We start from the raw sequence: 10,916 nt of genomic DNA on the forward strand, positions 1-10,916 counted from the left end.
CAGGGTCACTGAGACCACCACGATCAGGGAGGTGCGGACCGCGTTGCCCACGGCGACGCCGACGCCGGAGGGGCCGCCGGTGGCGAAATAGCCGAAATAGGTGTGGATCAACAGGATCGTGATCGCCATCAACACCGCCTGCAGGAAGCTCCACAACAAGTCGATCGGGTTCAAAAACGTCGTGAAGTAATGGTCATACAACCCGCCGGACTGGCCGAACAACACCACCGTGGTGAACTGACTGGCCACGAAACTCAAGATCACCGCGATCGAGTACAACGGGGTGATCGCCACCATCCCCGCCACAATCCGCGTCGAGACCAGATACTCCACCGGCGGGATACCCATCGATTCCAGGGCGTCGATCTCCTCGTTGATCCGCATCGCCCCAAGCTGGGCGGTCACCCCAGCACCGAACGTCGCCGCCAACCCGATACCAGCCACCACCGGCGCGGAGATCCTGACATTGATAAACGCCGCCAAAAACCCGGTCAACGCCTCGATCCCGATATTGCCCAACGACGAATACCCCTGCACCGCCAGCGTCCCACCCGCCGCCAACGTCAAAAACCCGACGATCACCACAGTGCCGCCGATCATCGCCAACGTGCCCGCACCCATCGAGATCTCGGCGATCAACCGGATGATCTCCTTACGGAAATGCACCGTCGCATGCGGCGTGCCCGCCAACGCCCGCCCATAAAAGATCGTATGGTCACCAATCCGACTGACCGTCCCCAACGGACGACGCACCTGACGCGCGATCCGCGGATACAAAGCCTGCAACGACGCCATCCCCCAGCGCCTACCGCGCGCTCATGCGGATACCGATGGCCGTGACCACCACGTTGACCACAAACAACGCCATGAACGCGTACACCACCGTCTCGTTGACCGCATTACCCACCGCCTTGGCCCCACCCCCGCTGATCGTCAACCCCCGATAACAGGCCACCAACCCCGCAATCAACCCGAACAACGCCGCCTTGACACACGAGATGATCACCTCCGGCACCCCGGTCAACAACGTGATCCCCGCCGCGAACGCCCCCGGATTCACATCCTGAACAAACACCGAGAACACGTAACCACCCAAAATCCCGATGATCACCACCAACGAATTCAGCAACAACGCCACCAACCCCGACGCCAACATCCGCGGAGTCACCAACCGCTGCACCGGATTGATCCCCAGCACCTCCATCGCGTCGATCTCCTCACGGATCGTGCGCGACCCCAAATCCGCACACATCGCCGTCGCCCCCGCACCGGCCACGATCAACACCGTCACCAACGGACCCACCTGCGTCACCGCACCAAACGCAGCACCAGCACCGCTGAGATCAGCAGCCCCCAACTCCCGCAACAAAATATTCAACGTGAACGACACCAACACCGTGAACGGAATCGCCACCAACAACGTCGGCGCCAACGACACCCGCGCCACAAACCACGACTGCTCCAAAAACTCCCGCCACTGAAACGGCTTCCGAAACATAAACCGCACCGCATCAGCCGACATAGCAAACAGACCACCAATAGCCTGCATCGGACCCGACGCACTCCTCAACGCAATGCCCGGAGACCAGCGATCCGCTGCCTTACCTGCCATCGCTATGGGGTCCTTCCAGAATCGTTACCGCTGATACCGCTGTAGGACCGCCGATGTTGTGCGCCAGACCGATTCGGGCGCCGTCGACTTGGTTGGCCGCCTCGCCCCGAAGCTGCTCGAAGAGCTCGACGCACTGAGCCACACCGGTGGCTCCCGGAGGATGACCTTTGGCCTTCAGGCCGCCGCTCGGGTTGACTGGCAACGATCCGCCAACACACGTCACATCGGCCTCCATCAGTTTGTAAGCCTCCGCAGGCTCCGCGAAGCCGAGATCTTCATAACTGATGAGCTCGATGCCGGTGAAGAAATCGTGAACTTCCGCCACATCGATATCGGACGGCGTAAGGCCTGCCATGCTAAACGCTCTCTTGGCCGCGCGAGTCGTTGCGGGGAACGTCGTCATATCGGCCTTGTGCTGATGCATCACTGAATCAAGCCCCAGGCCCACACCGCGGATCCACACGGGCCGATCAGTGAACCGGTCCACCACGTCTTCGGCGGCGAGCACCAGCGCCGCGGCCCCATCGCTCTGCGGCGCACAGTCATAGAGCCCGAACGGAGTCACGACGGTCGGCGCCGCGAGTACTTCGTCGATGGTCACCTCGAAGCGGAGCCTGGCCTTGGGATTGGACACGCCGTGCCGGTGGTTCTTCACCGCGACCATCGCCATGTGTTCGCGGGTGGCGGGAGTTTCGTGCAAATAGCGCGCAACATGGAGGGCGAAGGCGGCGGGCGCGACGAGTCCCAGCGGGTAGTCCCAGGCCATGTCTCGGGCCATCACCTCCCACTCCCACAGCAGTTGCTTGGAGGCCGTCTCCCGCAACTTGTCCGCGCCCATCACCAAAGCGATGTCGGCAGCACCGGAGGCTACCCCATAGAGGGCATTGCGCACAGCGTCATTGCCTGTGGCACAGGAGTTTTCAATGCGAGTTACCGGTAGGTCGGGCAGGCCCAACGAGTCGGCGAGGATGCCCGCCGGAAATCCGTCTGGCGTACCCATGGCACCGAACCATGCCGCATCGATCTGGGCTTTGTTGATTCCCTTGTCGATACTGGCGGCGCATTCGGCGAACGCCATCGGCAGGAGGTCTTTGAGACCGAGAGCGAAATGCTCGCCGAATGCCGTCATCCCAGCACCGACGATAGCTACCCGCCTCACGCCGCTCCCCACGACCGCGGCGGGGAGTCTTGACGAACCGCAGGCGCGTAGGGCTCGAAGGCATATCCATAGTCGGGCACACCGGATCTCACTGCGACGCGACGCAAGGTGAGACGGCCCCGATCGCCGATGCGGGCGGCGCCCGGCTCGGTACCGGTGACTTTGACCAGCGCGCGGACCCCCACGCCGTCCAGTTCGATGATCACCAGCGAGTAAGGCGTGCGCAGACCCGGCACCGGGACGTGCACCGTCACTTCGGTGTAGACCGTGCCGCTGCGCGGTAACGAGACCAGTTCATAGTCGGTGTCCAGCTGACCGTCGTCGGCCAGCCGATAGCGCGGTGGGAAGTCGAGTTCGTCACTGCCGCAATACCGCCCGGCCTCCCAGCGAACTTTGGCCTCGAAGGCCCGCTCGTAGGCGGCCAACGAGATCGGAATGTCGGCACCGGTGACGATCTTGGTCTTGGGCCGCGGCCGCGGGGTGGGCTCACGCCGGTAGACCGCTGCAGACCCGCCGACGACGGTCAACCCGGAAAGGCTCGCCTGTTCGACGGCCACCAGCGGACCATTGATGTCGCTCTCGGCGAGCGCGGCCAGCGCGAACAAACCGGCGCTGGCCCCCGAAGTCGGCAACCGGGGCGGGTCGCCACCGCACAGCTCGGCGGCCCGGTCGTGGTCGACGCCGGCCAGTGCGACCGGGGTGTCGAGCCACGCGGCGGCCAGCGAGGCGACCAGTCCCCGTTCGTGCAGCAGCCGTGGATCGCCGTAGTCATGGACGGTGCCGCTGGCACTGCGGGTACGCACCGGCAGACTGCGCGCGACCCGCGCGGCGGTGCGTACCTGTAATCCGCTGTCCGCGGTGAGAATCGCCGCGGCCCCGGCCGGGTCCAGATCCGTTCCGATGACCAGAGTGCGCGGGCGCGCCGAACTGACAGCGTCCAGCGTCGCAGGTGCACCGCCGAGCCGCTCGTCGACCTCCAGTTCGGAGTCGAGTCCGAGACCGGCCAGCAGCACCGCGGCGTTGCTGCTTTCCAGCAGCGGCAGGTCGCGGCTGACCAGGACCACCCGCTCGACGGAGCCGCCCTCGGACAACGCCGCCCGACCCGCTTCAACAGCGAGTGTGATTGCGTCCTCGTCGTCACCGGCGATGCGGTGCACATCACACCCCCACGAAGGAAGGTACGTACCAACGGCGATGATGTGCGGCATATCTGACTCCGGCGCTGCTTAGGTGACCGCGCCGGCGGTCTTCAGCTCGATGATGCGGTCCCAGTCCAGGCCGAGTTCTTCCAGGATCTGGTCGGTCTGTTCGGCGAATCCCGGTGCCGGACCAGTCTCCGGTGCGGCGACGTCGAACTGCACGGGATTGGCCACCAACTCCAATTCACCGGCCTGGACCAGGTATTCGTTGGCTCGCACCTGGGCGTCGGCCGCCGCCTGCAACGTGTCCTGGACCGGCGCCCACGGCCCGGCCAGCGTGGCGAACCGTGTCGACCACTCCGCCAGTGTCTTGGTGGTCATCGTCTTGGCCAGGATCTCCACCGCCGCCGCCGTATTGGCGGCAATCTGCGCCGTGTCCGCGAACCGGGGGTCGTCGATGTACTCCGGGATATCCATGTGACGGCATACATCGGCCCAGAACTTGGTCGGTTGCATCATGACGAAGGAGATGTAGCGGCCGTCGGCAGTCTCGTACAGCCCCACCAGAGGATTGATCGGCGAACCGTGCACGCCGGGTACCGGGGCCACCAATCGCTCGCCCAGATGCTGGGTCAGCGCGATGGTGTGCCCAATCGCCCACAAGCCGCTGCCGAGCAGAGAGACATCGACGACCGAGGTCTCGCCGGTTCGTTCCCGGCGGAACAGTGCCGCCGCGATGCCACCGGCCAGGTTGGTACCCGAGATGGTGTCGCCGTAGGCGGGGCCGGGCGGGCCGATCATCCCCTCGATTCCCGGCGGGGTAATGGTCGCCGCGGTGCCCGCGCGGCACCAGAAGGCGGTCATGTCGTAACCGCCCTTCTCTGCTTCCTGGCCACGCGGCCCGAACGCACTGCCGCGTGCATAGATAATCGAGGGGTTGACCGCCCGGATGTCGTCGACGTCAATGCCGAATTTCGCGCGGTGGCCGGGCAGGAAACTAGTGAGGAACACATCTGCACGCTTGGCCAGCTCCAGCAGCACTTCCCTGCCTTCGGGCACCGACATGTCCAGGCCGATCGAGCGCTTGCCGCGGTTGGCGTGCTCGACGTTGGGGTTGAGATCGCCCTCGATCCGCAGCGATCCGGTCTGGCGCAACCCGCGCTGGGGATCGCCGGTGACCGCATGTTCGACCTTGATGACATCGGCACCCCACTCACCGAGGACCGCGCCGCAGGACGGGACGAACCCGTACATCGCGACCTCGAGGATGCGGACGCCTGCCAACGGCCCGCTCATGCTGAGCCTTCTTCGCTTGGCGCGACCGGTTCTACGACCACCTCGGCCAAGGTCTTGGCCTCCAGGAATTCTTCGAGTCCGGCCACCCCCATCTCGCGGCCCACGCCCGACTGCTTGTATCCGCCGAACGGGCTGTCCGCCCCGAAGTAGTTGCCGCCGTTGATGCCGACGGTGCCCGAGCGGATTCGCCGGGCGATCGCCCGCGCGCGGTCCGGATCGCCGAACACTCCGCCGGACAACCCGTAGATGGAGTTGTTGGCGATCCGGACGGCATCGTCGTCATCGTCGTAGGGCAGGACCACGAGCACCGGCCCGAAAATCTCCTCCTGGGCGACCTCGCTGCCGGGGTCGACGTCGGTCAGCAGGGTGGGCTCGTAGAAATAGCCCGGGCCCTCGACCTTCTTACCGCCGGTGACCAGCGTCGCGCCCGCCTCGACGGCCCGTTGCACGATGCCGTCGACCTTCTCGCGCTGGGCCGCGTTGATCAACGGCCCCATGTAGGTGTTGGGGTCGGCCGGGTCGCCGTAGCGGATCATGCCGAGGAAGTTCTTCACCAGTCCGACGATCTCGTCGTGATGGGCGCGCGGAACGAGTAGCCGGGTGGTGATCGCGCAGCCCTGTCCCGAATGCGAGCAGATCATGAAGGCCGCCATCATGGCGCAGGTGTTGAAGTCAGCGTCGTCGAGCACGATCATCGCGGACTTGCCACCGAGTTCGAGGAAGACCTTCTTGATGGTCTCGCTGGCGGCGGCCATGATCCTGCGGCCGGTCGCCGTCGACCCGGTGAAGGTCACGACGTCCACGTCGGGACTTGTCGTCAGCACCACGCCGGCGGCGGCGTCGGTGGAGCTGATCACGTTGACCACACCCGCGGGGATGTCGGTGTACTTCGCGATCACTTCACCGAGCGCCAGCGTGGTCAGCGGCGTGTCAGGGGCAGCCTTGAGGACCACCGTGCAACCGGCGGCCAGCGCAGGTGCGAGCTTCGCCAGGGCCAGCTGGTTGGGGTAGTTGTAGGCGATGATCGCGGCCACCACACCGGCGGCCTCCTTTTCCACCCAGCGGCGGTGGCGCTGTCCACGGCTCTCGATCTCACCGAGCTCCTCGGACATGGGGTAGGACTTCAGCAGCTGAGCGTAGTAGCCGACGATCTTGATGGGCTCGTCCAACTGGGCGCCCTGCGTCAGCATCTGGGTGGCGCCGACTTCGGCGATCGTCAAGGCGCGCAGTTCGTCGCTGTGCTCGACGAGCGCGGCGTGCAGCTGCTCCAGACACCGGATCCGCAGGTCGACATCGGTCGACCACGCAGTGGTGTCGAAGGCCTGCCGGGCGGCGGCGATCGCACGCTCGGCGTCGGCGACGCTCCCGTTCGGCGCGGCACCGACGAGGTCGCCGGTGGCCGGGTTGAACGAGGGATAGGTCTGCTCGGCGTCGACGAGTTCGCCGCCGATCAGCATGCGCCGCGCGGACTCCCGGCCGTCGGCCGCTTGCGCGCCGCTCGCGATGGTGGCCGTCATGTCCTGCGGTGGCATTAATTTCTCCTCGAGTCGGTGGATAACTCGGTTCTCATCTCCGGCGAATCATACATTCGAGGATTGGGAACTCAAGCCGCCTTCGGGGGATCGACATAGATCCGACCCGGCACTGCGACGTCGGCCCGCCGCAAGCATCTCCGCAGTTAGACACATCGTTGCGATGTGTCTTGCGAAACGCATAACAGCGAGAGTAGCGTTCTCATATCAGAAAGGGCGATTCTTGACTGACGAGATCACCCGGATCGACAACGGTAGTGGGTCAGGTTCACTCGGAGCACCCGACGAGCCGGGGGTCCACAGATCCGCGATCCAGGTCCGCCCGGCCTGTCATCAGCGGAGCAAGAGAGAGGGAAACCCAGTGGGACGAGTCCAAGGCAGAGTCGCCTTCATTACCGGCGCCGCCCGTGGCCAGGGTCGTAGCCACGCGTTGAGGTTGGCAGAAGAAGGTGCTGACATCATCGCCGTCGACATCTGCAAGGACATCGACACCATCGGGTATCCGCTGGCCACTCAGGAGGATCTGGAGGAGACCGCCGAACTGGTCAAGAAGACCGGCCGCGGCATCGTCACCGCCCAGGCCGACGTACGCGAAGCCGGGCAACTCAAGGAAGCCCTGGAACGCGGCATCGCCGAGTTCGGCAAGGTCGACATCGTCGTGGCCCAAGCCGGCATCGCCGGGATGAAGGGCCAGCCGCCGATCCCCGCCTGGTGCGACGTGATCAACACCAACTTGATCGGCACCATCAACGCCATCCAGGTGGCGCTCCCCCATCTGGAGGAGGGCGCATCCATCATCGCCACCGGCTCCACCGCGGCTTTGATGGATGCCCACCAGAAGGCCAATCCAGGCTCCGACCCCGGTGGCATGTCCTACATGGTGGCCAAACGCCTTCTGTCGCAATATGTCCACGACCTGGCCACCGAACTGGCGGTGCGGGGTATCCGCGCCAACGTTGTGCACCCGACCAACTGCAACACCGACATGCTGCAGAGCGAGCCCATGTACCGATCGTTCCGGCCCGACCTGGAGAATCCGACCCGCGCGGACGCCGAGCCGGTCTTCGGGATCCAGCAGGCGATGAAGGTCAACTATGTCGAGCCGCTGGACATCAGCAACGCGGTACTGTGGCTGGCCTCCGACGAGGCCCGCTACGTCACCGGTATGCAGTTGCGTGTCGACGCCGGCGGCTACCTCAAGTGGTACGACTACCACGTCTGATCTGAATGCACCTGAAAGACTTTGACCAGCAATAGATCCGGAAGGGACACAGTGAAAGTTCGGGTTGACCAAGAACGATGCCAGGGCCATACCCTTTGCGCCATGATCGCCCCGGAGATGTTCCTGCTCAGCGACATCGACGGCAGTTCGTCGGCTGTCACCGAAACCGTGCCTGAGGATCAGGAGGACCTGGTGCGCGAAGCCGCTCAGTCCTGCCCCGAACAAGCCATCCTCATCGACGAGGATTGACCGCAGTTCCTACTGTCCCGAAAGCCAAGGGAGACAACGTCTTGAGCGTCGACGACGACAACACCGACGACGAAGCACGCCGACAGCCGCGCTATCACTTCGATCGGCACACGTCGGACTACCGGCTACAGTTCGCCAAGATCACCGAAGAGATGCAGCAGAAGTGTCCGATCTCGTGGTCGGAGACCTACGGCGGGCACTGGGTCGCGGCGGACAGCCACGCGGTGTTCGAACTGGCCCGCTGTCCGCACATCTCCAACGACCACGACATCAACGGTGAACGCCGCGGATACAAGGGCATTTCCATTCCCACCGCCCGGCGCGCGTCGGTGGTGCGCGGCGGGATGCTGGAGATGGACGACCCGGAGCACCGGTTTTATCGCAACGTGCTCAATCCCTATCTGTCGCCGGCGGCTGTCGCTCGCTGGGAGCCCTTCATCCACGAGATCACCCGGGCCAGCATCGACGAGAAGATCGAGAGCGGCCGCATCGACTTCGTCGACGACCTTGCCAACGTGGTGCCGGCGGTGTTGACGATGGCGCTGCTCGGCATCCCGCTAAAGAACTGGGCGATGTACAGCGAGCCGACTCACGCCGCGATCTACACACCGGAACACTCCCCCGATGTCGACCGCGTCGCCCAGCAGCACCGTGAGATGGGCCTGGACCTCGTCACCCGGATGAACGAGATCCGCCAAAATCCCCGCCCCGGTCTGGTCAACGCACTGTTGAATCTGCGGATCGACGGCGAACCCGCCCCCGACCTGGAAATCCTGGGCATGCTCGGGCTGGTGATCGGCGGTGGCTTCGACACCACCACCGCGCTGACGGCCCATGCTCTGGAATGGCTGTCCGACCACCCCGACGAGCGTGACCGACTCAGCCGGGAGCGGGAGACCCTGCTGGACACCGCCACCGAGGAGTTTCTGCGCTACTTCACCCCCGCTCCCGGTGACGGGCGCACCTTCTCCGATGACGTCGAACTCGACGGACACCGGTTCAAGGAGGGCGAGCGAGTGTGGATCTCCTGGGCGATGGCCAACCGCGACCCATCGGTGTTCCACGAACCCAACGATGTCATCCTTGATCGAAAAGGCAACCGCCACTTCAGCTTCGGTATCGGTGTGCACCGCTGCATCGGATCCAATGTGGCCCGCTTCGTGTTCAAGGACATGCTGACCAGCGTGCTGGACCGGATGCCGGATTACACCTGCGATCCGGAAGGCACGGTGCACTACGACACCATCGGCGTCATCCAGGGGATGCGCCATCTGCCGGCCACCTTCACCCCGGCCAAGCCGCTGGGTCCCGGGCTGGACGAGACGCTGGACAAGCTGCAGAGAATCTGCGACGAGCAGGAGCTCGCGCGGCCCATCACTGAGCGAAAAGCAGTGGCCGTCATCGACTGACCGGTGCACCGCTGCATCCCGACAGACACGACGACCGTGGCCCCTCCCGAAGGAGGGGCCACGGTGCGTTGTACCCAAGAATCAGGCGGCGTTGCCGCTCTTCTTGGCGCTGCTGGCAGAGCCAGCGGTCTTCGTCGAGGTGCCGGAACCCTTGGTGCTCGTCGAGGCCTTGGTGCTCGTCGAGGCCTTGGTGTCCGTCGAGGCCTTGGTGTCCGTCGAGGCCTTGGTGTCGGTCGAGGCCTTGGTGTCCGAGGAGTCCTTGGCCGCCGACTTGGGCAGCGAGGGCAGAGACACCTTGGGCAGCGAAAGCTTCGGCGGCGCAGGCAGCGTCAGCTTCGGCGGCGCGGGCAGCGACACCTTGGGCGCCGTCACACTCTTGGTCGGAGCAGCTGCGCCCGACGTTGAGGTTGACTCTGTCGCGGTCGAGGTCGACTCCGTCGTGGTCGAGGCACTGGCGGGGACCTTCAGTGACACCGTCGGCGCGTTGCCGCCGACGCTGGTGACCGTGTCGTTCACGCTCGTCACCGTTGCCGCTCCGGCGGCGACGGTGGCCGCGGCCAGAGTCGCTGCCGCACCGGTTCCGCCGCCGGCGTTGATTCCGCCACCGATGTGGATACCGCCGATGTTGATGTTGATGGCGGCGGACAAGCTGGCGTTGATCGACTTGGCCAGCGTGGTGAGCTGTGCACTGATATGCGCCCCCGCGCTCGCCAGCGCGTCGACGACGGCCTCCGGCGTGGGCAGCACCGAGAGCGCGGCCTGGATCGCCGCGTCCAGTGCGACACCACCGCGGATGAGCCCGTCGTTGAGGGCGCCGATGATCGCACTACCCGCTGCCAGACCGGCATTGACGCCGGCAGTGAGAGCCGCCGCACCGGTCGCCAGGACCTGCTGGCCGATCTCCAAAGCGGCCTCGAAGCTGCCGCCCAGTGCACCGGTTACGGTGTTCAGTGCGGCGCTGGCAGCCGCGACGAACTCTGCCGGCGTCGGCAACCCGGACAGGGCGGCGTTGAAGACCGCCGACAGCGCGGCTCCACCGGAGACGAGCGCGTCGACGAAGCCCTGCAGACCGTCGATGCCCACGCTGAGCGCCGCCTGAAGCGCCACGCCGAGGTTGACGTTGATGTTGCCCAGGGCGTTGACCAAGGCGGTGACGAATGCCTCGGGGCTGGGGAACGCCGCCAACGCCGCCTGGAACGCCGCCGACAACGAAGTCGCCCCGTTCGACAGCGCATTGATAACCGCCTGGAAACCCGTCAGCCCCGCGGCAATCCCCGCCTGGATCGTCTCACCCAACT

General features: G+C 65.2%; 9 protein-coding genes and 1 pseudogene. 3 read left to right on the forward strand and 7 right to left on the reverse strand.

Annotated elements, in window-relative coordinates; all coding sequences use genetic code 11:
* The 6 genes from ACXDF8_RS26705 to ACXDF8_RS26730 all read right to left on the reverse strand — a co-directional run.
* Window positions 1-795, reverse strand: a 795-nt coding sequence (locus ACXDF8_RS26705) for an MlaE family ABC transporter permease (RefSeq protein ID WP_457225381.1), incomplete at its 3' end; no start/stop codon positions are given.
* Between the two features lie 10 nt (window positions 796-805).
* Window positions 806-1,612, reverse strand: a complete 807-nt coding sequence (locus ACXDF8_RS26710) for an MlaE family ABC transporter permease (RefSeq protein ID WP_457226254.1) — start codon at window positions 1,610-1,612, stop codon at window positions 806-808.
* Entirely contained in the window at window positions 1,602-2,771 is a 1,170-nt protein-coding gene (locus tag ACXDF8_RS26715) for a thiolase C-terminal domain-containing protein (RefSeq protein ID WP_457226255.1), read from the reverse strand. Before ACXDF8_RS26715 ends, ACXDF8_RS26710 begins: the two co-directional genes overlap by 11 nt.
* Window positions 2,768-3,979 carry a Zn-ribbon domain-containing OB-fold protein gene (locus ACXDF8_RS26720; RefSeq protein ID WP_457226256.1) on the reverse strand — a complete coding sequence of 404 codons (1,212 nt, stop codon included), beginning with the start codon at window positions 3,977-3,979 and terminating at the stop codon, window positions 2,768-2,770. The genes ACXDF8_RS26715 and ACXDF8_RS26720 overlap by 4 nt, the downstream gene beginning before the upstream one ends.
* 18 nt (window positions 3,980-3,997) lie before the next feature.
* On the reverse strand, window positions 3,998-5,206 hold the full coding sequence (locus ACXDF8_RS26725) for a CaiB/BaiF CoA transferase family protein (protein ID WP_457226257.1): 1,209 nt from the start codon (window positions 5,204-5,206) through the stop codon (window positions 3,998-4,000).
* The gene (locus ACXDF8_RS26730) at window positions 5,203-6,738 is read right to left on the reverse strand and encodes an aldehyde dehydrogenase family protein (protein WP_457226258.1); all 1,536 of its coding nucleotides are present in this window, start codon (window positions 6,736-6,738) and stop codon (window positions 5,203-5,205) included. Before ACXDF8_RS26730 ends, ACXDF8_RS26725 begins: the two co-directional genes overlap by 4 nt.
* A gap of 361 nt (window positions 6,739-7,099) precedes the next feature.
* On the opposite strand from ACXDF8_RS26730, the gene ACXDF8_RS26735 reads away from it, so the two are divergent.
* Genes ACXDF8_RS26735 through ACXDF8_RS26745 form a run of 3 tightly spaced genes read left to right on the forward strand, consistent with a single transcriptional unit; the run spans window position 7,100 to window position 9,618 of the window.
* Window positions 7,100-7,960: a mycofactocin-coupled SDR family oxidoreductase gene (locus ACXDF8_RS26735; protein WP_457226259.1), complete on the forward strand. Its 861-nt coding sequence runs from the start codon at window positions 7,100-7,102 to the stop codon at window positions 7,958-7,960.
* A gap of 51 nt (window positions 7,961-8,011) precedes the next feature.
* The gene (locus ACXDF8_RS26740) at window positions 8,012-8,209 is read left to right on the forward strand and encodes a ferredoxin (RefSeq protein WP_457226260.1); all 198 of its coding nucleotides are present in this window, start codon (window positions 8,012-8,014) and stop codon (window positions 8,207-8,209) included.
* Between the two features lie 41 nt (window positions 8,210-8,250).
* Window positions 8,251-9,618, forward strand: coding sequence for a cytochrome P450 (locus tag ACXDF8_RS26745; RefSeq protein WP_457226261.1), 1,368 nt, complete (start codon window positions 8,251-8,253; stop codon window positions 9,616-9,618).
* An 81-nt stretch (window positions 9,619-9,699) separates the two neighbouring features.
* Here ACXDF8_RS26745 and ACXDF8_RS26750 read toward each other — a convergent pair.
* Window positions 9,700-10,916: pseudogene (locus tag ACXDF8_RS26750) on the reverse strand (hypothetical protein); the annotation flags it as partial.

The organism is Mycolicibacterium sp. CBM1, assembly GCF_054073305.1.